This window comes from Salsipaludibacter albus (assembly GCF_019798055.1).
In the GTDB taxonomy this organism is placed as follows: domain Bacteria; phylum Actinomycetota; class Nitriliruptoria; order Nitriliruptorales; family Nitriliruptoraceae; genus Salsipaludibacter; species Salsipaludibacter albus.
The window spans coordinates 157,988-182,904 of the sequence record NZ_JAHOPH010000004.1 but is presented as its reverse complement, the minus strand read 5'-3'; the positions used below and the strand labels follow the sequence as shown (position 1 = coordinate 182,904).

Annotated in this window: 13 protein-coding genes; 10 read left to right on the top strand and 3 right to left on the bottom strand. The window is 71.5% G+C overall.

What is annotated here, in order from left to right:
* Positions 1-11: 11 nt before the first annotated feature.
* From KR546_RS04550 to ligD, 6 genes are all read left to right on the top strand, one after another.
* Complete coding sequence (locus KR546_RS04550; protein WP_238443511.1) at positions 12-2,249, top strand: pyruvate kinase; 2,238 nt, start codon at positions 12-14, stop codon at positions 2,247-2,249.
* Positions 2,250-2,491: 242 nt separating this feature from the next.
* Positions 2,492-3,211, top strand: a complete 720-nt coding sequence (locus tag KR546_RS04545; protein WP_238443510.1) for a sugar transferase — start codon at positions 2,492-2,494, stop codon at positions 3,209-3,211.
* A 1-nt stretch (position 3,212) separates the two neighbouring features.
* A complete protein-coding gene (locus KR546_RS04540; RefSeq protein ID WP_238443509.1) occupies positions 3,213-5,174 on the top strand; it encodes a glycosyltransferase in 1,962 nt (653 codons plus the stop codon).
* 78 nt (positions 5,175-5,252) lie between these two features.
* Positions 5,253-6,071, top strand: a complete 819-nt coding sequence (gene ku / locus KR546_RS04535) for a non-homologous end joining protein Ku (RefSeq protein WP_238443508.1) — start codon at positions 5,253-5,255, stop codon at positions 6,069-6,071.
* Complete coding sequence (locus tag KR546_RS04530) at positions 6,068-6,883, top strand: alpha/beta fold hydrolase (protein ID WP_238443507.1); 816 nt, start codon at positions 6,068-6,070, stop codon at positions 6,881-6,883. The genes ku and KR546_RS04530 overlap by 4 nt, the downstream gene beginning before the upstream one ends.
* Positions 6,876-7,790, top strand: coding sequence for a non-homologous end-joining DNA ligase (gene ligD / locus KR546_RS04525; protein ID WP_338019089.1), 915 nt, complete (start codon positions 6,876-6,878; stop codon positions 7,788-7,790). The genes KR546_RS04530 and ligD overlap by 8 nt, the downstream gene beginning before the upstream one ends.
* On the opposite strand, the gene KR546_RS04520 is transcribed toward ligD, so the two are convergent.
* Both KR546_RS04520 and KR546_RS04515 read right to left on the bottom strand, forming a co-directional pair.
* The gene (locus KR546_RS04520) at positions 7,787-8,077 is read right to left on the bottom strand and encodes a cold-shock protein (protein ID WP_238443506.1); all 291 of its coding nucleotides are present in this window, start codon (positions 8,075-8,077) and stop codon (positions 7,787-7,789) included. The two genes, ligD and KR546_RS04520, sit on opposite strands and share 4 nt — an antisense overlap.
* 155 nt (positions 8,078-8,232) lie before the next feature.
* The gene (locus tag KR546_RS04515) at positions 8,233-10,635 is read right to left on the bottom strand and encodes a DNA gyrase/topoisomerase IV subunit A (protein ID WP_238443505.1); all 2,403 of its coding nucleotides are present in this window, start codon (positions 10,633-10,635) and stop codon (positions 8,233-8,235) included.
* A 271-nt stretch (positions 10,636-10,906) separates the two neighbouring features.
* On the opposite strand from KR546_RS04515, the gene KR546_RS04510 reads away from it, so the two are divergent.
* Positions 10,907-13,927: an ExeM/NucH family extracellular endonuclease gene (locus tag KR546_RS04510; protein ID WP_238443504.1), complete on the top strand. Its 3,021-nt coding sequence runs from the start codon at positions 10,907-10,909 to the stop codon at positions 13,925-13,927.
* A 76-nt stretch (positions 13,928-14,003) separates the two neighbouring features.
* Here the strand turns inward: KR546_RS04510 and KR546_RS04505 are convergent, their stop codons facing one another.
* Positions 14,004-15,926, bottom strand: a complete 1,923-nt coding sequence (locus KR546_RS04505; RefSeq protein WP_238443503.1) for a DNA gyrase/topoisomerase IV subunit B — start codon at positions 15,924-15,926, stop codon at positions 14,004-14,006.
* Positions 15,927-16,099: 173 nt separating this feature from the next.
* Here KR546_RS04505 and KR546_RS04500 point away from each other — a divergent pair, with 173 nt between their 5' ends.
* The 3 genes from KR546_RS04500 (at position 16,100) to KR546_RS04490 (ending at position 24,418) form a co-directional block, all read left to right on the top strand.
* On the top strand, positions 16,100-17,053 hold the full coding sequence (locus tag KR546_RS04500) for a mechanosensitive ion channel family protein (protein WP_238443502.1): 954 nt from the start codon (positions 16,100-16,102) through the stop codon (positions 17,051-17,053).
* 79 nt (positions 17,054-17,132) lie between these two features.
* Entirely contained in the window at positions 17,133-17,618 is a 486-nt protein-coding gene (locus tag KR546_RS04495) for a hypothetical protein (protein ID WP_238443501.1), read from the top strand.
* A gap of 194 nt (positions 17,619-17,812) precedes the next feature.
* Positions 17,813-24,418 carry an Ig-like domain-containing protein gene (locus KR546_RS04490; protein WP_238443500.1) on the top strand — a complete coding sequence of 2,202 codons (6,606 nt, stop codon included), beginning with the start codon at positions 17,813-17,815 and terminating at the stop codon, positions 24,416-24,418.
* The last annotated feature ends 499 nt before the right edge of the window (positions 24,419-24,917 follow it).

Genomic DNA, 24,917 nt, shown 5'->3' with positions numbered 1-24,917 from the left:
GAGGAACCATCGTGAGCATCGACGAACTCCCCGTCCCGACGGTCGCCCCGGTCGCCCCGAGGCCCGGAGCACGGCAGGCGTCCCCCGAGCTGCTGTGCACGCTCGGGCCGGCCTCGATGCAGGCCGGGACGATCCGTCGCCTGGCCCAGTGCGGGGCGTCGCTGTTCCGGGTCAACCTCAGCCACACGAAGGTGCGGGACCTACGCCAGATCATCGCCACGATCCGTGACGCCACGGATGTGCCGATCTGCCTGGACACCGAGGGCGCCCAGGTCCGCACCGGCAACCTGATCAACGGCTCGATCGAGCTCCACGACAACACGGTCGTCCGCGTGCACCACCTCCCGGTGCCCGGCGACGACTGGAACTTCAACCTCTACCCCCGTGACGTCGCCCACGAACTGGTCCCGGGGGACTTCCTCAGCATCGACTTCAACTCTGCGCTGGTCCAGGTGCTGGACACCGACGCCGACGGGGTCCGGATGCGGGTCCTGCAGGGGGGCCTGGTCGGCCAGAACAAGGGGGTCAGCGTCGAACGCGAGGTCGACATCCCCTCGCTGACCGACAAGGATCGCGAGGCGCTGGAGATCGGGCATGCCCTGGGGATCGCCCACGTGGCCCTGTCGTTCGCGCGGCGTGGCGCCGACGTCCGCGAGCTGCGTGAGCTCGCGGGACAGGACGCCCACGTCATCGCCAAGATCGAGACCATCGCCGGCCTGCACAACCTCGAGGACATCGCGGCCGAGGCGGACGCGCTGTTGATCGACCGGGGGGACCTGTCCCGACAGGTGGCCATCGAGATGCTGCCCCAGACCCAGAAGCGGATCATCGCGCGGGCCCGGGCGATGGGCCGCAAGGTCTACGTGGCCACCAACCTGCTGGAGTCGATGGTCTCCCAGCCGTCGCCCACCCGGGCCGAGGTCAACGACATCCACACGACGCTCGCGGACGGTGCCGACGGCCTGGTGCTCGCCGCCGAGACGGCGATCGGCCGCTACCCCGTCCGGTGTGCCCTGATGGTGCAGAAGATGGTCCGGGTCTTCGAGCGGGGCGACGAGGAGCTCGCGGTGGGGCAGTCCCCGGGGCAGATCTCGTTGCTGACCGAGCCCCACGGTGGCCGGCTCGTCCAACGCCGTGCCACCGACGACGACCGCGCCGGGATCGACGGGCTGCGCACGATCACGGTCACCGACCGCGACGTGATGGACTGCGAGCAGTTGGCCGAGGGGACCTACTCGCCGCTGACCGGCTTCATGGACCGCGAGACCCTCGGGTCGGTGCTGGCCGACTGTCGGTTGCCCGACGGCACGGTGTGGACCATGCCGCTCCTGCTGGCCGTGGATCCGCGCCACGCCACCGGCCCCGGAGCCGTCCGGGTCGGGGAGCGGGTCGCCCTGGTCGACGCCGACGGGGTGGTCCGGGCGCTGCTCGACGTGACCGAGCGGTTCACCTTCGACCTCCCCGCCCTGACCGAGGCCTGGTTCGGCACGGCCAGCCCGCGCCACCCCGGCGTCGAACGGACCATGGCGCTCGGCAACCACTTCCTGGCCGGCGCCGTGACGCTGGTCGAGCCACTCGCGTCGACCCAGCGGCCCTACCTGCTCACCCCCACGCAGACCCGGTTCATCTTCGACCGGATGGGGTGGTCACGGGTCATCGGGTTCCACACGCGCAATCCCGCGCACCGCGCACACGAGTCGATCCAGTTGCGTGCGCTGGAGCGGACGGGGGCAGACGGCATCTACATCAGCCCGGTGGCGAGTCCCGAGAACCCGGGGGACTTCCTGCCCGAGCCGGTCCTGCTGAGCTACCAGACCCTGATGGCGTTCGGTCGCTACCCGGCGCGCAAGGTCGTGCTGGGTTCCCTGTTCACGTGGTCGCGCTACGCCGGCCCCCGTGAGGCCGTCTTCACGGCCCTGTGCCGCAAGAACATGGGGTGCAGCCACTTCATCATCGGCCGGGACCACACCGGTGTGCGGGACTTCTACGGGCCGGAGGCCAACCGGGAGATGTTCGATCGCCTCGGCGACCTCGGCATCGCCCCCGAGTTCTTCGACACGGTGGGCTACAACCCGGCGACCGGTGCGCACGAGACCTCCCGTGGGCAGGAACTGTCGCACATCTCCGGCACCCACGTCCGCAGCGCCTTCCGCCGGGGGGAGCGCCTGCCCGACTGGTTCATGCGCAGCACGGTCCAGGACGTCCTGCTGGCGGAGGTCGCCAGCGGGCGCCCGGTGTTCCGCGACTGACGCCACCCGAGCACGTCGGGATCGACCGCCGGGGTCGGTCCCGGCATCGCCGTGTCCCGTCGCGGACGACGCGGACGAACCCGTTCGGGACAAGTGTCCCCTTTGTGCCCGAGGAGCCGGCCGCCGGGGACACCTGTCCCTTCAGGTGCGACACGCCGCCCAGCAGTCTCGGAGGTGACGGGCGGGTGACTGCAGGGGAAACGCAGGGACACGCCGCCCTGTCCGTTCGACGAGGGGGCGACATGAGTGCGGGACTCGAGATCTCGGGGCCGGGAGCGGTGCCGATCATCACGCCGGCGGACGTCGTGGCCGGGCGGGAGGTGGCCCGCCCCGCGGCGGGGCGCGTCGGGCACGTCGCGAAGCGACTGATGGACGTCGTCCTGGCGTCGGTCGCCCTGGTGCTCGGGGCACCGGTGTTCCTGCTCGTGGCGCTCGTCGTGATGACGACCTCGCCGGGACCGGTGCTGTTCCGCCACGAGCGGGTTGGCCGGGCGGGCACCTCGTTCGTCTGTCTGAAGTTCCGCACCATGGTGGTCGACGCCGAGCGCATCCTGGCCGAGCTGCTCGCTGCCGACGACGGCCTGCGACGGCAGTTCGACGCCGACTACAAGCTGCCGGCCGACCCGCGTGTCACGCGGATCGGGCGCTGGCTGCGACGCACGAGCCTGGACGAGCTCCCGCAGTTCTGGAACGTGCTCAGGGGCGACATGAGCCTGGTCGGTCCCCGCCCGATCGTGACCGACGAGCTCGAGCGCTACGGCCAGTGGGCCGACGTCGTGTTCGCCGACCGCCCCGGACTGACCGGCCTGTGGCAGGTGTCGGGACGCAGTGACATCGACTACGACACGCGGGTCGCCCTCGACGTTCGCTACGTCCGGGGGCGCAGCCTGGCGGGCGACCTGGCCATCATGGCCCGGACGGCCGGACAGATGGTCACCGTCCGACGCAACGGGGCGCACTGACGTGGCCCCGGTCACGCCCGGCGGGTCGCCACCGGCCGGGCCGGGCGCGACCCACCGTCGCCCGCGTGCCCTGCACCTGTGCACGCGCTACCTGCGCGGGGGCTCCGAGCGCCGCGTCCGTGACGTGGTCGCGGCCCTCCCCGAGGTCGACCACGTCGTCGTGGTCGGCGCCGAGTCCGACCTCGACCTGGCCCGCCACCAGCTCGCACCCGCCCGGGTGGTCGTGGCGCCCGACCTGGTGCGCGCCGTCGACCCCGTCCGGGACGCGCGTTGCCTGCGCTGGCTGCTGCGGCTGCCCGGCCTGGTCGCGTGCGACGTCGTGTACACCCACCAGTCCAAGGCCGGCGTGCTCGGCCGTGTCGCCGTGCGACTGCGTGGAGGCCCACCGGTCGTCCACTCCCTGTCGATGGCCACCTTCGGGGACGGGTACGGACGCCTGGAGGGCGGACTGCAGCGTCTCGCCGAGACGGCGCTGGTCCCGTTGACCGCCGGCTGGGTCGTGGTGGGCGCCGACCTGGCCGAGAAGTACCGGCGGATCGGTGCCGACCCTGCGCGCCTGCACGTCGTGCGTTCCGGTGCGCCCCTGCCGGACGCGTCCCGCCGATCCGCGGCGGCGCGAGCCGACGTGGCACGACGGCTGGGCTTGGACCCCCGACGACCGGTGGTGCTCTCCCTGGGGAGTCTCGACGCCCGCAAGCGCGTGCTCGCCCTGCCGGAGCTGCTGGTGCGACTGCAGGCGACGACGTCGTCGGATCCGCAGCTGGTCATCGCGGGGGAGGGGCCGCAGGCCCGGGAGCTGTCGGCGCGTGTCGACGAGCTCGGGCTCGCCGACGACGTCGCGATGCCCGGGTGGGTGTCGCCGGTCGACGACCTGCTGCTGGCCGCCGACGTCGTGGTGCTGCTCAGCCGAGCGGAGGGCCTCCCACAGGTCCTCCTGCAGGCGGCAGCCGCCGGCACGCCGTTCGTCGCCCACCCGGTCGACGGCGTGGCGGAGCTGCGTGCCCTCGGGGCCGAGGGACGTGTCGTGGCCCACGACGACCTCGACGCCGCGGTGGCGGCGGTCGCGGAGCTGCTGGCCGCCGACGCTCCGCGTGCGCCTCGCCCGTCCATCCGTGCCGCCCTCGGGGAGTGGTCGCCGGACGTCATCCGGAGTCGCCACCGGGAGGTCTGGGCCGCCACGACCGGGCGGTCCCCGGAGCGGCACGGCCGCACGACGCAGCGACCACCCGTGGTCGTGGAGTTCCTCGGCCTGCCCGGATCGGGCAAGTCCACCCTGGCTGCGGCCGTCGCGACCGCCATGCGGGTCGGCACGGTGACGACGGCCGGGACCGGCGCAGGCACCCCGACGCCCGCCCGGCTCGCCCGCAAGGTCGGCGCGGTGGTGTCGGAGGCGGTCACGCACCCGGGCCCGACCGCGGTGGCGACGGTGGCCGTGGCGACGTCGGGACAGGGCGACCCGCGTGCCGTGGCCCGCCGCACGGTCGCCTGGGTGGTGGCCCAGCGACTCCTGGGCCGGGCCCGGGCCGGGGGTGTGGACGCCGTGCTCGACGAGGGCACGCTCCAGGCCACGTGGTCGCTGGGACTGGTCGGCGACCACCGCGGTCTGCTGGAGGCATGGATGCGCGACCGGCGGTGGCTGCGCCCCGACGTGGTCGTGGTGCTGCGCCCGCCAACCGCGGTCGTGGAGGCACGGCTGGCCCGGCGCGCCGACCCCCACAGTCGGATCGAGCAGGTGACGGGCGACCAGCGGTCGCGGATGGTGGGGCACGGCGCCCGGGTCCTGGACGACCTGGTGGGTTCGCTGGGCCGCCTGGGCGTGCCCCACGACCGGGTCGTGCAGGTGTCGATCGGGCCCCACGACACGGTGGATGCCACGACCGAGGTCGTCCTGGCAGCCCTGGGCCACTGCGTGCCGGACCTGGTGACCGTCCCGCCTGCGCCGCCGCGACGCGTGGCCGCCTGAGCACCGGGCCCCGCCGACGACGGGTGCGGCGCGGCGTGATGCGGCACTATCGTGGTCGGACATGTCCGGGAGGTCGTCATGCCACGCTCCATCTGGACCGGCTCGATCAGCTTCGGGCTGGTCAACATCCCGATCAAGCTGGTCACCGCGGTGGATTCCAAGAACGTGTCGTTCAAGCAGATCCGCCGGTCCGACAGCTCGCGCATCCGCTACCGCAAGGTGGCCGAGATCGACGAGGAGGAGGTCGCCAACGACGAGATCGTCAAGGGCTACGAGGTCGCGCCCGACCAGTACATCGTGATCGAGCCCGACGAGTTGAAGTCGCTGGACCCCAAGAAGTCCCGGACCATCGACATCGCGGACTTCGTGGACCTGGCGGACATCGACCCCATCTACTACGACTCGTCCTACTACCTGGTGCCCCAGGAGACCGCCGCCAAGCCCTACCTGCTCCTGCACGAGGCCATGACCGAGTCCGGCAAGGCGGCGGTTGCGCGGTTCGTGATGCGCAGCAAGGAGTACCTGGTCGTGATCCGGCCGCTGGACGACGCGTTGGCCGTGTCCACGCTGACCTACGACGACGAGATCATCAAGCCGGGACGCCTGGACCTGCCGGACCGCGACGAGCTCGACGTGTCCGACGCCGAGATCAAGATGGCCGAGCAGCTGATCGAGTCGATGACCAGCGACTGGGAGCCCGAGCGCTACACCGACACCTACCGCGAGAAGGTCCTGGCCCTGATCGAGGCGAAGGCCGAGGGCCAGGAGATCGCGACCCCGCCCGAGGTCGAGGAGGGTGGCGAGGTCGTCGACCTGATGGCCGCGCTCGAGCAGAGCCTGCAAGCCGCCAAGGATGCCAAGGGGGACGCCAAGGGCGCCGCCGAGAAGTCGGCATGACCGACGTCGCCTGGGACGTGGTCGGTGATGGACCACCGGTCGTGCTCGTCCCGGCCGGGATCGGCTCGCGCCGGCAGTTCGACCGGGTCGCCACCGATCTGGGACGCGACTTCACCGTGATCACGATGGACCCGCGCGGGCAGGGCGAGTCGCCCAACCCGGTGGGCGACTACTTCGACCACGAGGACGCACTGGACGTCCTCCAGGAGGCCGGGTTCGACCACGCCGGATGGGTCGGGTGCTCGAACGGGGGCCGGATCGTCGCGGACGTCGCGGCGACCACGCCGACGGCGGTGGACGCGATGGTCCTGCTGGGCCCGGCCCTGCCTGGGGGTGGTTCCTGGGATGACTTCCCGGACGACTTCGGACGGCTCCAGGAGGCCGATCGCGCGTGCCAGGAGGGCGATTTCGACCTCACGGCCGAGATCCACGCGGAGTTGTTCGTGGTCGGACGGGATCGCACGCTGACCGACCTGCCCCAACCGCTGGCGTCGGGCGTGATGGGCCTGCTGATGGCTGCGGCCGCACGCGAGCAGGGCGCCTGGGACGGTGGTGAGCCACGGGAGATCGACCCGCCCCTGCGCGATCGGCTCGCGACCATCGAGGCGCCGACCCTGGTGGGCGTCGGGACCCACGACCACCCCGCGATCCACCACGCCGCCCGGCGGTACCGCGAGGAGTTGCCCAACGCCGTCGGGCAGGCGATCCAGGGAGTCGCCCACTTCCCGGCCTGGGAAGCCCCGGCGGTGACCGCAGAACTGGTCCGCGACCACCTCCTGGCACCGCTCGATCCGGATCGACCGCGTGGCTGAACGGGTCACTGTCACGGTCGACGACCGTCGACTGCGCCTGTCCAACCTCGACAAGGTCCTGTACCCGTCCACGGGCACCACCAAGGCCGCCGTGATCGACTACTACACGCGGGTCGCCGACGTGATGCTGCCCCACCTGCGTGACCGGCCACTGACGATGGTGCGCTACCCCGACGGCGTCGAGGGCGACCACTTCTTCGAGAAGCGGTGTCCGCCGCACCATCCGGACTGGCTGCCCACCGTCGACCTGGGGCGGATCGGCCGCGACAAGGTCGTGGCGCACTGCGACCTGCGCGAGCGCGCGGCGCTGGTGTGGGCCGCGAACCTCGCGGCGCTCGAGCTGCACGTGCCGATGGGCCGGGCACCCGATCCCCACCGGCCGACGATGGTGGTGTTCGACCTCGACCCCGGACCACCCGCCGGCATCGTCGAGTCGTGCGTGGTCGCGGGCTGGCTCTTCGAGGTCTTCGACCGGCTGGGCCTGGAGGCGTTCGCCAAGACCTCGGGCTCCAAGGGCCTGCAGGTGTACGTGCCGGTGAACTCGGACGACACGACCTATGACGAGACCAAGGAGTTCGCCCGGTCCGTCGGACGCCTGCTGGAGCGGGTCCACCCCGACCTCGTCCTGACCAGTATGGACCGCAGCGCCCGCACGGGGAAGGTGTTCGTCGACTGGAGCCAGAACGTGCCGCTCAAGACGACCGTCGCGGTCTACTCGCTGCGCGCCCGCGACACCCCGACGGTCTCGACGCCGGTGACGCGTGACGAGGTCGAGACCGCCGCCCGACGCGACACCGTGCTCGCCTTCACCGCCGACGAGGTGCTCCTCCGGATCGACGAGCAGGGAGACCTGTTCGCCCCGACGCTGACGCTGGAGCAGCAACTCCCGGCGTTGGGGACGTCCTAGCCGGCCATCCGGCGTGCGGACTCGACGACGACGTCACGGGCGACCGGGCCGTGGCAGTCGCGGTCGGTCCGGAAGGACACGGCCACGCCGTCCTCGAGCCAGCGGAAGCCCTGGCCCGGGAGGTCGCTCCAGGTCGTGAACCAGGCGTGGTCGCGGTCGTCCAGGACCCAGCCGAAGCCTCGGTCGGGGCAGAACCACCACACCCGGCCCCACACGCGGTCGTCGTCACGACGGTCGGCGACCAGGGGGGAGGGCGTGCTGTCGGAGGTGACCACGGTGGCCATCATCGTCCTTCGTGCTCGATGGGCGCGTGCGGCAGGAGGAACGGGTCGGTCGGTGCAGCGCGGCGCGGATCGGGATGAGCCTAGGTGGCGGACCGCCGCGATCCGAGCACCGTCCCCCCGCCGTTCGTCCGGTGCGAAGCGAGCCGCTCCGACCCCGGTCAGGGAGCGGGGCGCCAGCGATCGAGGTCCTGCTCGGCGACCACGGGGCCGGTGACGGTGATGCCCGAGCCGGAGCCCCCGGACGCCCGACGGGCCTCGTCCAGGTCGACCGCACGCACCAGGACCGGCGGGTCGGCGGTCACGTGGACGGCCGTGGCCACGCCACAGAACGCGAGCCTGTCCATCCCGGCCGTGACGCCCTTCGCCCCACGTCCCTTGACCAGGTACTCCTCCAGCCCGGTCCGCTTGACGGTGCCGTCGGTGGACACGGTCACGACGTCGCCGGCCGCGTCGTCCCCGCCGGGCACGACGGTCGCACTGATCACGTGCGCGCCACCGGCGACGTTCATCGCCACGACGCCGGCGGCGGTCCGTCCCATCGTGCGCACCTCGTCCGTGGCGAACCGGGTCACCATCCCGTCGGAGGTCGCCACGACCACGTGGTCGTCGTCGCCGGACAGCAGGACCGCGGCGACCCGGTCGTCGTCCTTGAGCCCGGTGACGACCAGGCCGGTGCCACGTGACGAGGCGTAGTCGTCCACGGCGGATCGCTTGACCTGTCCGGAGGCCGAGACGGTCGTCACGGCGCCGTCACCGACCAGGGCGACCGCGCCGACGACGTCGGCGACCTCGTCGCCCAGCAGGCCGGACAGCGCGGTTCCCCGGTTGCGTGCCCGGTCCACCGGCACGTCGGCGAGCCCGACGCGGTAGCCGGTCCCGTCGGCCAGGACGACCAGCAGGTCGTCGTCGGTCGTGGCGCGCACCACCGCGACCGCGGGGTCGTGCGGGTGCGTGTGGGCGGGGGTCTGGCGCCGGGTGGGCAGGACCTTCAGGTAGCCGTTGCGGGTCACGAGCGCGGTGACGTCACGGGCCTCGAACCCGGCGGCGGAGCCACCCTGCAGGACGTCGTCGGCCGAGATGCCCTCGGCCACGACCCGGGAGCGGCGCGGCGTCGCGTGGACCCGGCTGACCTCCGCGAGTTCGTCGCACAGGACCGCGTCGAGCCGCTCGGGGTCGCCGAGGATCTCCTCGAGCCCGGCGATGACCTCCTGCAACTCCTGGTACTCGTCCTCCAGCTCGGCACGCTCGAGCGCGGCAAGTCGTCGCAGACGCATGTCCAGGATGGCGGTCGCCTGCACGTCGGTCAGGTCGAAGCGTTCGACCAGCGCCGTGCGGGCGTCCGCCGCGGTCGACGAGCCCCGGATCAGCGCGATGACCTCGTCGAGGTGGTCCAGGGCGGTGAGCAGTCCCTCCAGGACGTGGGCGCGGTCGCGTGCCTGGCGCAGCCGGTGGGCGGTGCGCCGGGTCACCACGTCGCGCTGGTGGGCGACGTAGTGGGTCAGCATCTCGTGCAGCCCCAGCGTGACCGGGGCGTTGTCGACCAGGGCGACCGCGTTGACGTTGAAGTTGGTCCGCAGGTCGGTCGAGCGGTACAGCGCCTCGAGCACCTCGGCCGGGTCCTCGCCACGCTTGAGCTCGATCACGATCCGCATGCCGTCGCGCGACGACTCGTCGCGCAGGTCGCGGATCGACTCGAACTTCTTGTTGGCGACCAGGTCGGCGATCCGCTCCAGCAGGGTCGACTTGTTGACCTGGTAGGGGATCTCGGTGACGACGATCCGGGGGAGGTTGCCGGACCGGGTCTCGGTCGTGGCCACGGCCTCCATGGTGACCGCGCCGCGGCCTCCGTCGTAGGCCTCGCGGATGCCGTCGGTGGAGACGATGCGTGCCCCGGTGGGGAAGTCCGGGGCAGGGACGAGGTCCATCAGGTCGTCCAGGCCGATCCCGGGGTCGCGGATCACCGCGATCGCCGCCTCGATCACCTCGCCGAGGTTGTGGGGTGCGAGGTTGGTCGCCATCCCGACGGCGATCCCCGACGCCCCGTTGACGAGCAGGTTCGGGAACCGGGCCGGCAGCACGACGGGCTGGGTCTCGTAGCCGTCGTAGTTCGGCTCGACGTCGACGGTCTCCTCGTCGATGGCGTCGAGCAGTTCCATCGCCAGGGGGGTCAGGCGCGCCTCGGTGTAGCGCATGGCGGCCGGTGGGTCGCCGTCGATCGAGCCGAAGTTGCCGTGGCCGTCGACCAGCAGCTCGCGGGTCGAGAAGTCCTGGGCCATCCGCACCAGCGCGTCGTAGATCGAGGTGTCGCCGTGCGGGTGGTACTTCTTCATCACCTCGCCGACGGCCGAGGCGCACTTGCGATAGGGCCGGTCCGGGTGCAGCCCGGACTCCCACATCGAGTACAGGATCCGACGCTGGACCGGCTTGAGCCCGTCGCGGACGTCGGGCAGCGCGCGACCGACGATGACCGACATCGAGTAGTCGAGGAAGGCCTGCTGCATGCGGTCGGCGATCGACACGGTGTCGATCGATCCGGTGGCGAGGGTGGGCTGTCGGGACACGTTCGGCGGGCCTTCGGCGGTGCGGGGGACGGGACGGCGGGCGACGTCTGTCGCGAGGATACGAACCGCCTCCGACGATGTCGGGGAGGGTGGGCGCGACGGGCGCCGACATGCCCGTGAGCGTTCACCGGACGGGCCGCCGTCCGACCATGCCTCCGTGGGTGTTGTCTCAGTAGCCTTCGCATCCGGTCGGTCACTCGGCCGTCGCGGGGGTGCGAGGTTCGTGGTCCCGTCCACTCTGAACACGACCAGACAGTCGAAGGGGACACACGTGGAGACGACGTTGACGACGAGGCGCTGGGGGGTGTCGTTGCTGGCCGCACTGCTGGCCGCGGCGGTCATGGTCCCGGCAACGGCAGCGCGAGCCGCCGCACCGACCGACCTGATCATCAGCGAGTACGTCGAGGGATCGAGCTTCAACAAGGCCGTGGAGTTCTACAACGGCACCGACGCTGCAGTCGACCTGTCGGGCTACGAGTTGTTCGTCTCGTTCAACGGCGGCACCTCCACGGCCACGTTCCCGCTGTCGGGATCCCTGGCTGCCGGTGATGCCTACGTGTTCGCCGACGAGGACCTCGCGGCCTACGCCGACCAGACGACCAACGCCAGCCTGTGGAACGGTGACGACTTCCTGGCGCTGCGGACCACCGACGACACCGTGGTGGACTCGTTCGGCACGCTCGGCCTCGACCCCGGCACCAGCTGGGGCACGCCGTCCACCGCGAACAACACCCTTCGTCGCAACGCCGACGTCTGCACCGGCGACACGGTGGTCGACGACGCCTTCGACCCGTCGCAGGAGTGGAGCGAGTTCGGCAACGACACCTTCGACGGCCTCGGCAGCCACGCCGTCGACTGCGAAGGTGGGGGCGGAGGAGGCTCCGTCGTCATCAACGAGTTCTCCGCCAGCACCACCGGCACCGACGTCGAGTACGTCGAGCTGTACGGGCCGGCCGACACCGACCTGTCCGCCTACACCGTCCTGCAGGTCGAGGGCGACGAGGGCTCGTCAAACTTCGGCACCGTGATCGGCGACTACGCGGTGGGCACGACCGACGCCGCCGGTTTCGCGCTGCTCGACTCGCCCAGCCCGGCGCTGCAGAACGGCACCCTGTCGCTGCTGCTCGTGCGGGACTGGACCGGCGAGACCGACGTGACCGGCGACCTCGGCACCGTGGTCGACTCGGTCGCGGTGGACGACGGGGACAGCGGCGACCAGACCTGGGCCCAGACCACGCTCGACGGGCTGTTCGACGGGGACGCCAACACCTTCGCGCCCGGCGGTGCATCGCGCATCCCCGACGGCGCCGACACCGACACCGCGGACGACTGGGTCCGCAACGACTTCGACCTGGCCGGCATCGAGGACGGCGACCCCGCCCCGGGCGAGGCCTACAACACCCCCGGCGCACCCAACGCGTGGGTCGAGGACACCGGCGGCCCCGGTGGCGAGTGCGGCGACCCGACCGTGACCATCGGCAGTGTCCAGGGCGACGGGGCCACCACTCCGGTCGAGGGCGAGACGGTCGCCATCGAGGGTGTCGTCGTCGGTGACTTCCAGTACGACGACGAGGGCTTCGGCAACCTGGGCGGCTTCCACGTGCAGGACGCCGGCGACGGTGACGCGGCCACCTCCGACGGCGTGTTCGTCTACGAGGGCAGTCCGCTCGTCGACGTCAACGTGGGTGACCGCGTGCACGTCGTGGGCGAAGCCGCCGAGTACGAGACCTCGGGCGGCGCGAGCCAGACCCAGGTCTACGCCGACTCCGTGGTCGTGTGCGCCAGCGGGGTCGACCTGCCGGCAGCGACCGACGTGCTGGTGCCCACCGACCTCGCCGGCCTCGACGACTTCACGGGCTTCGAGCGCTACGAGGGCATGTACGTCACGTTCCCCCAGGACCTCGCGATCCTCGAGTACTTCAACTACGACCGCTTCGGCGAGATCGTGCTCGGGACCGAGCGCCAGTTCCAGCCCACCGCGGTGTACGAGCCCGGTTCGGCCGAGGCAGTGGCGCTGGAGACCTACAACGACACGGCCCGCATCACGCTCGACGACGGGCTGTCCACCCAGAACCCGCAGGTCACCCGCCACCCCAACGGTGACCCGTTCACGCTCGACAACCGCTTCCGTGGTGGTGACCTGGTCACCAACACCGTGGGGGTGATCGACGAGAGCTTCGGGCTGTACCGCATCCAGCCGACCGGGCCGGCCGACTTCACGGTCGCGAACCCGCGGCCGGACGTGCCCGACGTCGGTGGCCGGCTCCAGGTGGCCGCGTTCAACGTCCTGAACTACTTCCCGACGCTGGACTACCCGACCGGGGACCCGCTCGACAACGCGTGCGGGCCGGACATGAACCAGGAGTGCCGAGGCGCCGACACGGAACTGGAGTTCGAGCGCCAGGAGGCCAAGATCGTGGCCGCACTGGCCGAGCTGGACGCCGACGTCGTCGGGCTGATGGAGATCGAGAACAGCCCGACCGCGGTCGAGACACTGGTCGCGGCCCTCAACGCCGAGGTCGGGGAGGGCACCTATGCCGCGATCTCGACCGGCTACCTGGGCACCGACGCGATCAAGGTCGGGCTGATCTACAAGACCGACAGCGTCGATCCCAAGGGTGAGTACGCGATCCTGGACCAGTCCGTGGACCCGCGGTTCCTCGACTCCAAGAACCGGCCGGTGCTGGCCCAGACCTTCGTCGAGCACGGCACCGGGGCGGACGTCCTGGTGGCGGTCAACCACCTGAAGTCCAAGGGCTCGTCGTGCAGTGACGTCGGTGACCCCGACCTGCCCGACACCGAGGGTGGCAACTGCGACGGCGTCCGCACCGCGGCGGCCGAGGCCATCGTCGACTGGCTCGACAGCAACCCGACCAAGGTGCATCCGGGCAACATCCTGGTCACGGGCGACCTCAACTCCTACGACAAGGAGGACCCGATCGACGCGATCGTGGACGGCGGCTACGTCGACCTGATCGCCGAGTACCAGGGTGAGTACGCCTACTCCTACGTCTTCGACGGGCAGCTGGGCTACCTCGACCACGCGTTGGCCAACGCCGACCTGGCCGAGGACGTCACCGGTGCCGCGGTGTGGCACGCCAACACCGACGAGCCGGACTTGATCGACTACGACATGTCGTTCAAGTCCGACGGCCAGGACGCCATCTACGCGCCGGACGAGTACCGGGCGTCGGACCACGACGCCGTGCTGGTCGGCATGGACCTGGACCGTCCGGGCAACCGCAACTGCCAGGACAGGGGCAAGGGCAACGGCAACGGCTGCCGACCATAGTTCCGGACCGACACACCCACGACGGGGTGCGGGCCTTCGGGTCCGCACCCCGTCGTCGTGTGCCGAGGAACGACGCTCAGACGTCGAGGTTGGTGGCGAACGCGGCCTTGTCGACGATCCAGTCACGGCGCGGTGCCGTCGACGACCCCATCAGCAGGTCGAACAGCTCGTCGGCGTCCTCTGCGTCGGGCACGCCCACCTGCAGCAGGGTGCGGCGGTTGGGGTCCATCGTGGTCGCCCACAGCTGCTCGGCGTCCATCTCGCCCAGGCCCTTGAAGCGCTGGACGTCGACCTTGGCGTTGGCACGGAACTCGGTGCGCAACGCCTGCTGGCGCTCCCGCTCGGTCATCGCGTAGACCACCTTGCCGGAGTGGCGCAGCTGGTACAGCGGCGGCTGGGCGAGGTAGAGGTGGCCGCCGTTCACCAGCTCGGGCATGAGGCGGTAGAAGAAGGTCAGCAGCAGGGTCGTGATGTGGCCACCGTCGATGTCGGCGTCGGCCATCAGGATGATCTTGTGGTAGCGCAACTTGTCGTAGTCGAACTCGGGGTGGACCCCGGCACCGATCGCCTTGATGAGGGCCTGGATCTCGTTGTTCTTGAGGACCCGGCGCAGCTGCGCCTTCTCGACGTTGAGCACCTTGCCCCGCAGGGGGAGGATCGCCTGGGTGTGGCGGTCGCGGGCCATCTTGGACGACCCACCGGCCGAGTCGCCCTCCACGATGTACAGCTCGGTCTCGTCGGGATTGCGCGACGTGCAGTCCGCCAGCTTGCCGGGCAGGCCCGCGGACTGCGAGTCCAGCAGCCCCTTGCGACGGGTCAGGGCGCGGGCGGCCTTGGCGGCCTGGCGTGACCGTGCGGCGACGACCGCCCGGGCGACCACCTTGTTGACCTGGGCCTTGTGGGACTTCACCCAGCCCCGCAGGTGGTCCCCGACGACCTGCTGGACGTAGCTGCGCGCCAGCGACGAGCCCAGCCGGCCCTTGGTCTGGCCCTCGAACTGGGGGTCGGCCATCTTGAGCGACACCACGGCGACCATGCCCTCGCGCAGGTCGTCGCCGACCAGGTCGGGGTCCTTCTTGGTCAGGGAACGGGAGGTCTTGGCGGCGTCCTTGAACACCTCGGTGACGGCGCGTCGGAAGCCCTCCTCGTGGGTGCCACCGTCGGCCGTGCGCACGACGTTCACGTAGGAGCGCAGCCGCTCGTCGTGGAAGCCCTCGGTCCAGGTCACCGCGATGTCCAGGGCCAGCGGGGTCCCGTCGACCGTGCGCTGGTCGTGGATGGTCAGCGTGTCGATCATCGGCTCCTTGCCTCGCAGGAGCTCGGTGACGAAGTCGGCCAGGCCGTCGGTGAAGTGGAGGGTCTCGGAGCGCCCGGTCCGGTCGTCGACCAGGACACAGGTCAGGCCGGCGTTGAGCAGGGCGGTCTCGCGCAGGCGCTGGGCGATCCGGTCGTAGTCGATCTCGACCGTGTCGAAGATCTCGGGGTCGGCCCAGAACCGCACCGTGGTGCCGTGGTCCTTCTTGCGGGCCCTGGCGACCTTCTCCAGGGGCTGGTCGACGTCGCCGCGGGAGAAGGTGATCAGGTGGCGCGCGCCGTCCCGCAGCACCTCGACCTCCGTGCGCGTGGACAGGGCGTTGACCACCGAGACGCCGACGCCGTGCAGGCCCCCGGACACGGCGTAGGACTGCTGGTCGAACTTGCCGCCGGCGTGGAGCGTGGTCAGTGCCACCTCGACCGCGGGGCGTTGTTCCTCCGGGTGCAGCTCGACCGGGATGCCGCGGCCGTCGTCGGTGACCTCGACCCCTCCGTCGTCGAGGATCCGCACGGTGATGGTGCTGGCCTCGTCGGCGAGGTGCTCGTCGACGGCGTTGTCGACCACCTCCCACACGAGGTGGTGCAGGCCGCGGACGTCGGTCGAGCCGATGTACATCGCGGGTCGGCGACGCACGCCCTCGAGGCCCTTGAGGACGCTGATGCTGGTGGCGCTGTACTCGCTCACGTTGGTGGGTCCGGCGGTGGTCGACGGCAGGGAGGCGTTGGGTGCCAAGGTAGGACCGCCCCGCGACGCGTACGAGGAGGTGGACCGGGCCGAGGAGGGACTTCGCACGTCGTCGATACCTTCGAGATGACCCCGTCCCCGAACGCGTCCCGACGACCCCAGGAGTTGCCCCGATGCACCTGCTCGCCCAGGTGGCACCCGTGTCCCCGGTGCCGTCGCCGGAGCCCCTGATGACGGGCGATCCACCGGAGACCGTGGGCGAGGCCACTGGGCTGGCGTGGGACACCGTGGTCGCCCTCTGGGAGGGGTTCGTCGCCAACATCCCGCTGATCCTCATCGGGTTGGTGGTGCTGGCCATCGGGATCGTGGTCTCGCGCTACGTCGGCGCCGGAGCCAGGCGCGGGATCCAGCGGGCCGGCAGTGACCCGGTCGTGTCGAACCTCACCGAGCGGCTGGTGCGGATCTTCGTCCTGGTGCTGGCGGTCCTGATCGCGCTCAGCATCGCCGGGGTGTCGGTGTCCGCGGCACTGGCCGGGCTGGGGATCGCCGGGCTGGCCGTTGCCCTGGCCCTGCAGGGGATCCTCGAGAACTTCGTCGCCGGCCTGATCATCATCCTGCGCAAGCCGTTCCGTGCCGGCGACGAGATCGAGATCGACGACCACGTCGGGGTCGTGACCGACATCGACCTGCGCACGACCCGGATCCGCGACTTCGACGGCGAGCTGGTCATCATCCCCAACACCACGGTGTTCGAGGCCACGCTGGTCAACCGGACCCACGCGGCCACCCGACGCTCGACCATCGCCGTCGGCGTGGACTACCGCGACGACCACGACGCGGTCGCGCCGCTGCTCGAAGCGGCCGTCGGCGCCGTGGACGGGGTGCTGGACGCGCCGGCCGTGCAGGTGCTGTGCGTCGAGCTCGGCGACTCCAGCGTCAACTTCGAGGTGCGCTTCTGGACCTCGCCGCGCAACCGGGACGCGGTCGCGACCACCGACCGGGTCCTGCGCGCCACCAAGACGGCACTGGACGCCAACGGGTTCACGATCCCGTGGCCGATCACCACCCTGGTCGTGGACGACCTCGACGCCAACGTGCTGCAGCACCGCGCGGTCGACGAGGCCTGAGCCCCCGCGGTCCGGACGGCTGGCCCCGGGTGCTGGGTAGGCTTGCGGCCGATCCTGCACGCCCGACCGGAAGACCGCCGTGAGCCGCATCGACGACGCCCTGCGCGACGGAGCCCTGACCTGGAAGGCGGGGTCCGACGACCAGTGGGAGCTGCACGGGGACGGCGACGTCCTCGGCCGGCTGCAGGACGACCTGGTCACGCTGGACGGCCGCCGGCTCGAGCTGCGCCACGGTCGCGGCTACACCACGCTGGTCGACGCCGGACTGGGCTCGCGACTGGGGTCGCTGCGGATCATGGCCCACGGTGCGGGCCACGTCACGCTGGCCTCGACCCGCGCCCGGATCACCAAGCGTGGCGTCGGACCCTTCAAGTGGGAGGTGACCGACGACCTGTCAGGACCGCAGCTGCTGGACCTCACCACGTTCGCCAGTCGCCTGCGGATCAAGCCGGGCAGCGCCCTGGCCGAGCACGACGTGCCGGTGGGCGTGCTGGTCGTGTTCTGCGCACTGGTCGTGCTGGAGCCCTTGCGCGCCCGGGCGGTGGCGGACTCCCCAGCCGCCTGAAGCCCGTCATCCGCGGGTGGGACACCTGCCCCTGTCGCAGGTGAGCCCGGCCGTGGTCGGATGTCGTGGCACGTCACGCGAGGTGGCGTGGTCTGGGGCGCGGCGGGTGTGGCATGGGCGATGGCGATGTGACTGGCGTGCACGAAATCTCGTCGACGGGGGGTGGTCGACCGCCCGGCGAGCGGGCCAGTCGGATGCGGCCACTCGCCGTCATGACGGTGATGGCGGTGCTGGCGGGCGGCCTGGTCGCGGCCCAGGAGCCTGCCGTGGCCGACGGGCGAGCCGTCGAGGAGAACGTGGTCACGACCGGTGACCTGGGGGTGATGCGACCGTCGGGGGTCGCGTGGGACCCCGAGGCGGACGTGCTCTGGATCGGCGAGCCCGGTGACCACGGGCTGGTCGGCCTGTCGCGCGACGGCAGCGAGGTGCTGGACGTCCGCGCGACCGAGGTGGACCCCACGACGGCCACCATCGCCGCAGGCGGGAACCTCGTGTCGGTGGACGGGGGCCGGGTGACCATCGACGACGGCGGCGGAACCGTCGACACCGTCAGCACGTCGATCGACGAGGCCACGGCCGTCACCTCGGACCCGGGGACCGGGGACGTGGTGGTGCTGGACGCGTCGGGCCCCAGCCTGGTGCGGGTGTCGACCTCGGGCGACGTGACCGAGACGTCGCTGGACGACACCTCGATGGGTGACGGTCCGGACGCGGTGGCGGTGGACCCGTCGACCGGGCTGGTCAACGTGGCGGACTGGTCGACCGACACCGTCGTCGCCGTCGACGACGCCGGTGCGGTCGTCGGAACCCGCCGGGTCGAGGCGGCATCACTGGTCGAGCCCGGTGCGATGACGTTCGCACCGTCGGCGGACGCCACCGACGACGCCGACGCGACGAGCCTGTTCGTGGCGGACGCGGGCACGGCAGACGTGTCGGGTGGCGTGGTGGAGCTGTCGCTGGCCGCGGTCGTGGAGGCGGCCGCGATCGACGACGTCGCCGAGCTGATCAGGACCACGCAGCTGTCGGCGTTCTCGCCGCCCAGTCCCGACTCGGCGGGCGTGACCTGGCTGGCGGACCAGGACCGCCTCCTGATCGCGGACTCCGAGGTCAACGAGATGCCGATCTTCGCGGGGGCGAACCTGTTCCAGACCACGCGTGGCGGGACGCTGGTGCGGACCGGGGCGACGCTGCCGTGGTCGAACGAGCCGACCGGGCTGTCCCAGGACCTCGGCAACGGGCGCCTGTTCGTGTCCGACGACCGCTCGAGTGGGAAGCTGCACACGGTCCGACCGGGGCCGGACCTGCGCTACGGGACCCCCGACGACGCGGTCACCACGGCCACGATGGGCAGTTTCGGGTTCGGGACCATCGATGTCGAGGACGTCACCTACCACGCGCCGTCCAACACGGTGTTCGTGGTGGACGGGGTCAATGCCGAGGTGTGGCGCATCGCGCCGGGTCCGGACGGCACGTTCACGGGTGGCGGCTCCACCGGCGACGACACGATCACCCACTTCGACCTCGCCCGGCACGCGATCCAGGACCCGGAGGGAATCGTCCACAACGTGTTCGACGACACGCTGCTGGTGGTCGACCGTCGGACCGACCTCGTCAGCGAGCTGACCCTGACGGGGGGGCTGATCCGGACCATCGACATCGGGGCGGCGGCGCCGCGGACGCCGGCCGGGATCACGCTGGCGCCGTCGTCGGACGGCCTCGGCACGTCCATGTACGTGGTGGACCGGGGAGTGGACAACGACGCCGACCCCAACGAGAACGACGGACGGCTCCACGAGTTGCGCTTCCCCGGACAGGTCGGCGACCTCGCCCCGATCGCCTCGGACGACGCCGCCACCACCGTGGTCGACCAGGCGGTCACGATCGACGTGCTGGCCAACGACGCCGACCTGGGCGGCGACCCGCTCACCCTGGGCGGCGTCGGGTCACCGTCGGACGGTTCGGCTGCGGCCGACCCGGGTGGCACCATCACCTACACCCCGGATCCCGGCTTCGTGGGGACCGACAGCTTCGCCTACCAGGTGTGCGACCCGGATCCGCAGTGCGACACCGCGACGGTGACCGTCACCGTGCTGGCCGCGAACCAACCCCCCGTGGCGGTCGCCGACACCGTCACGACCGGGGTCGGCGTGGCACGCACCATCGGGGTGCTGGTCAACGATGCCGACCCGGAGGGACAGGTCCTGACGGTCACCGACCTGGTCCCGCCGGGTGACGGGACGGCGGTGGTGAACGCGGACCAGACCGTGACCTACACCCCGGATGCGGGCTTCGCGGGCACCGACAGCTTCACCTACCGGGTGAGCGACGGCCTCGACACGTCGGCACCGGCGACGGTGACGGTCACGGTCACCGCGAACTGGGACCCACCCGTGGTGGTCCAGGTCGGTTCGGACACCGACGACGCCGAGGAGGCCGCCAGCGGGACGATGGACCGCGGCAGCTCGGACCTGGAGATGACCCAGGAGTCGTCCGTGCAGACCGTCGGCGTGCGCTTCGACGGGGTCCCGGTCCCGCCCGGTGCGACGGTCACGGAAGCGTGGGTGCAGTTCGAGGCCGACGAGACCGACGGGACGCCGACCACCCTGGACCTGGCCTTCCAGGACGCCGACGACCCCCCGACGTTCGGGGTCACGCCGTTCGACATCTCGGCGCGACCCCTGCTCGCCCAGTCGGTGCCGTGGAGCCCGCCGGCGTGGAACGCCGTCGGTGAGCGTGGACCGGCCCAGCGGACCCCGGACCTGTCCCCGGTCGTGCAGCAACTGGTCGACCAACCCGGGTGGGACGAAGGCAACGCGATGGTCCTGGTGGTGACCGGCACTGGCAAGCGGACCGCCGAGGCCCACGACGGGTTCCCGGCCCTGTCGCCCACGCTGCACGTGCGGTTCGACGGGGGCGGGACGGGTGGCAACACCGCACCCGACGTCGTCGCCAGCGCGGACGCCACCTTCGCCGGCGAAGCCGCGGACCTGTCGGGCGAGGCGGTCGACGACGGCCTCCCCGGTGGTGCCCTGGACGCGACCTGGTCGAAGGTCTCGGGCCCGGGAACGGTGACCTTCGCCGACTCCAACGCGCTGGACACGACCGCGACGTTCTCCCAGCCCGGGACCTACCAGTTGGCGCTGGCGGTCGACGACGGTGACCTGGTGGGCACCGACCTGGCCCCCGTCCAGGTGGTGGCGCCGGGCGACACCGGCCCGTCGACCGTGTCGTTCGGCGTGTTCGGGGACTACGGCAACGGGTCGTCGGACGCCGCCGCGGTCGCGGCGATGCTGGACGGACTGGAGCCGGACTTCCTGGTCACCACCGGGGACAACAACTACGGCCCGGGGGACCAGGACAGCACCGTCGGCGCGCTCTACGGCGACTGGATGGGCAACTACCGCGGCGACCACGGCGACGGCGCCCCGCTGAACCGCCTGTTCACCGCGCTGGGTGACGAGGACATCGAGGCGGGTGGCGGGCTGGCCGACTACCTGGACTTCCACACCCTGCCCGGCGGGGGACACACCGCACCCGCGGACTCGGGCAACGAACGCTACTACGACGTGGTGCGTGGACCGGTGCACCTGTTCGTGCTCAACCCGCACAGTTCCGAGCCCGACGGTCGTGACGTCGCCTCGGCCCAGGCGGCGTGGCTGCAGGCTGGCCTGGCGGCCTCGACCACGCCGTGGCAGGTGGTGGTCGTGCACGATCCTCCCTACTCGTCCAACGGCAACGACACCGACACCCAGTGGCCCTACGCCGACTGGGGGGCGGACCTCGTGGTCTCGGGCGACCGCCACGTCTACGAACGGCTGGAGGTCGACGGGCTGACCTACCTGGTGTCGGGGCTGGGTGGCGCCTCGATCGCCAGTGCCGCGTCGTCGTTGCTGCCCGAGAGCCGGGCCTACTACCGCGGCGGCTTCGGTGCCGTGCTGGCCACGGCCTGTGGCACCGGGCTCACCGTGACGTTCCACTCGTCGGTCGACGGGCCGGTCGACACCCACACGCTCGGCGTGCCCTGCGGCACCACCCCGCCGACCCCACCGACGACGACCGACGACCTCGCCGTGACCATGGAGGACGTGCCCGTCGGACTCGACGTGCTCGGCAACGACACCGACCCGGATGGTGACCCGCTCGTCGTCACGAACCTGGTCACCCCCGCCCACGGCACGGCCGTGCTCGAGGCCGACGGGACCGTCACCTACGATCCGGACCCCGACTTCCACGGTGTGGACGCCTTCACCTACACCGCCAACGACGGCCAGTCGAACGGCAACGTGGCGACCGTGACGATCACCGTGACCGCGGTCGACGACCTCCCGGTGGCGGTCGACGACGCCGCCACGACCGACAGCGAGGTGTCGGTCGGGGTGGACGTCCTGTCCAACGACCTCGACGTCGACGGGGACGTGCTCACGGTCACCAACCTCGGTGCCCCGGCACACGGGACGGCCGTGGTCGAGGCGGACGGGACCGTGACCTACTCGCCGGAGCCCGGCTTCTCCGGCCTGGACACGTTCACCTACACGGCCAACGACGGCACGACCGACTCGAACACGGCGACCGTGACGATCGAGGTCGCGTTCGTGAACACGCCTCCGCAGGCCGTGGACGACGATGCCGGCACCGACGAGGACGTGGCCGTCGTCGTCGACGTGCTCGCCAACGACACCGACGTCGACGGCCAGGCCCTGGTGGTCACCGACCTCTCCACGCCAGCCAACGGCAGCGCCGTGCTCGAGGCCGACGGCAGGGTGACCTACACGCCGGCCCCGGACTTCCACGGCATCGACACCTTCACCTACGTCGCCAGCGACGGCACCGACGACTCCGACGCGGCAACCGTCACCGTGGCGGTCGCGGCCGTCGACGATGCCCCGTCGGCGGCCGACGACACCGCCAGCACCGACGAGGGCGTCGCGGTCGTGGTGGACGTGCTGGCCAACGACGTCGACGTCGACGGGGACCCGCTGGCCGTGGCCGACCTGACGCCGCCGTCCCACGGGTCCGTCGAGGTGAACGGGGACGGGACCGTCACCTACACGCCGACGGTGGGCTTCCGCGGCGCCGACACCTTCACGTACACCGCGACCGACGCCACGACCGTGTCCGCCCCGGCGACCGTGACGGTCACGGTGCGGGCTGCCGACGAGCCACCCGTGGCGGTCGACGACACCGTGACGACGTGGATCGACCTGGCCCGGACCATCGACGTCCTGGCCAACGACGCCGATCCCGAGGACCAGCCGCTCGCGGTCGCCGACCTGGTCCAGCCGGCCGGTGGGACCGCCGTGGTCAATCCCGACCAGACGATCACCTACACGCCGTCGCCGGGGTTCGCCGGCGTCGACACCTTCACCTACCGGGCCGACGACTCGGTCGAGGTGTCGCCCCCGGCCACGGTCACGGTGACCGTGACGCCCGACGTGGCGACGGTCGACGTCCAGGTCGAGGCGAACTCCGACGACGCCGAGGAGGCCGCCAGCGGGGTCGTCGAGCTCGACAGCACCGACCTCGAGATGGTCCAGGAGGCATCCGTGCAGACGGTGGGCCTGCGCTTCGACGGCGTGGCCATCCCGCGTGGGGCGACCATCACCACCGCCCGGGTGCAGTTCCAGGTCGACGAGACCGACGGCCGGACCACGCAGCTGGACCTGGCCCTGCAGGACGCGGACGACCCACCGACCTTCGGTCCGGGCGCGTTCGACCTGTCCTCGCGGCCCGTGCTGGACGAGCCGGTGACGTGGACGCCGCCGTCGTGGAGCCCGGTGGGTCAGCGCGGTGCCGCCCAGCAGACGCCCGACCTGGCGCGGCTGGTCCAGGAGCTGGTGGATCGCCCCGGATGGAGCAGCGGCAACGCGGTCGCCCTGCTCGTCTCCGGCAGTGGCAAGCGCACCGCCGAGGCCCACGATGGGGTGCCGGACCAGGCCGCGACCCTGCACGTCGCCTGGGCGAGCGAGGGGGCCACGACCGACAACCAGGCGCCCGTGGCCGCCGCGGACACGGCGTCGACCGGGATCGGACTGGCGCGGACCATCGCCGTCCTGGCCAACGACAGCGATCCGGACGGCCAGCCCCTGCAGGTGGTGGACCTCGCCCAGCCCGGCCACGGGACCGTGGTCGTCAACGTGGACCGGACGGTCACCTACACGCCCGATCCCGGGTTCACGGGGGTGGACACCTTCACCTACCGGGCATCCGACGGGCTCGACGTGTCGGCACCCGCCACCGTCACGGTCACCGTGACCGGCGACGTCACGTCGATCGCGGTCCAGGTGGCGGCCGACAGCGACGACGCCGAGGAAGGCGCCAGCGGCGTGGTGGACCTCGGCAGTTCGGACCTCGAGATGGTCCAGGAGGCCACGGTCCAGACGGTCGGCCTGCGATTCGACGGCGTGGCGGTGCCACCGGGGGCGATCATCGAGTCCGCACGCGTGCAGTTCCAGGCGGACGAGACCGACGGCCAGGTGACGACCCTGCAGGTGGCGCTGCAGCAGGCCGACGATCCGCCGACCTTCTCGTCGGCCGCCTTCGACCTGACGTCGCGCCCGAGGCTCGGTTCGCCGGTGCCGTGGACACCGCCGTCGTGGAACGTCGTGGGGGAGCGCGGACCGGCCCAGCAGACCCCGAACCTGGCGGCCCTCCTGCAGCAGCTGGTGGATCGCCCCGGCTGGGCCAGCGGGAACGCGGTCGTCGTGCTGGTCCAGGGCACCGGCAAGCGCACTGCGGAGGCCCACGACGGGGTCGCGGACCAGTCCGCCACGCTGCACCTCACCTACCGGTCGGGAACATGACATATGCCCCTACCGAGCACGGGAGACGACACCGCACACTGAGGTTGCCCTTCGGGGCCGGCCGGCTACCCCGCACCTGGGGGGCAGCCCGGGGTCAGCAGGACGGGGGTCGCGAACGCCGACCTGCTGACAACCCTCGTCGGCAGTGCCCGGCGTCCATCGCGTCCCGCGAGCGGAACCTTCGCTCCACCCCCAGCCGACGCGAGGACCCGGGTGCTGCCGACGAGTCGTCGATCTGGCGCCGGATGGCGCTGGGACCATGGTCCTGAGCCGACTGCGACGATCGTCCCCGCACGATCGCGCCGAGCATCGATCCTAGGGCTCGCCGTTGCCCTGCCAAAGGGACAGACGTCCCAAGAGGCCCGGATCGGGCCGATGTGGTCCGCTGGCTGCGCATCCGGGGCCGTGTGCGCACAGGCGGTTGACGGGAGGGTTGCCACGGGGTGACACTGCTTCTACGGGGCTGATGAGCACAGACTGACATCTGGAGGTACTGGGA

Coding starts and splice junctions, on each gene's coding strand:
- KR546_RS04545 (WP_238443510.1), top strand. CDS start 2,492: ATGAGTGCGGGACTCGAGATCTCGGGGCCGGGAGCGGTGCCGATCATC.
- ku (WP_238443508.1), top strand. CDS start 5,253: ATGCCACGCTCCATCTGGACCGGCTCGATCAGCTTCGGGCTGGTCAAC.
- KR546_RS04530 (WP_238443507.1), top strand. CDS start 6,068: ATGACCGACGTCGCCTGGGACGTGGTCGGTGATGGACCACCGGTCGTG.
- KR546_RS04520 (WP_238443506.1), bottom strand. CDS start 8,077: ATGATGGCCACCGTGGTCACCTCCGACAGCACGCCCTCCCCCCTGGTC.
- KR546_RS04500 (WP_238443502.1), top strand. CDS start 16,100: ATGCACCTGCTCGCCCAGGTGGCACCCGTGTCCCCGGTGCCGTCGCCG.
- KR546_RS04490 (WP_238443500.1), top strand. CDS start 17,813: ATGCGGCCACTCGCCGTCATGACGGTGATGGCGGTGCTGGCGGGCGGC.